General features: G+C 68.8%; 1 protein-coding gene. It reads right to left on the bottom strand.

The window, feature by feature from the left end:
* Positions 1–85 precede the first annotated feature (85 nt).
* The coding region (locus tag JHD69_RS20705; RefSeq protein ID WP_199142191.1) for a hypothetical protein at positions 86–385 on the bottom strand (300 nt) is incomplete at its 5' end.

Genomic DNA, 385 nt, shown 5'->3' with positions numbered 1-385 from the left:
CCCCCCCCCCCCCCCCCCCCCCCCCCCCCCCCCCCCCCCCCCCCCCCCCCCCCCCCCTCTTCCCCCCCCCGCCCCCCCCCCACCCCTACACATGTCGTGGTTCGTCGGCAGCGTCCCCCCCCCCCCCCCCCCCCCCCTGAGCTGTTACCGGCGCCATGAAGGTGGTATTTGGAGCCCAGTATTGCCAATACCGCTTAAAAAAATGCAATTGAGCGATTTTAACCTCATTATTAGGGTATTTACCTATACGCCTGTCTCTTATACACATCTCCGAGCCCACGAGACAGTACTCATGATCGCGTATGCCGTCATCTGCGTGAAAATAGGGGGGGGGGGGGGGGGGGGGGGGGGGGGGGGGGGGGGGGGGGGGGGGGGGGGGGGGGGG

Origin of the sequence: Pedobacter sp. ASV12, assembly GCF_016429155.1 — a bacterium.
GTDB lineage: Bacteria > Bacteroidota > Bacteroidia > Sphingobacteriales > Sphingobacteriaceae > Pedobacter.
This window is presented reverse-complemented; position numbering and strand designations above follow the sequence as displayed.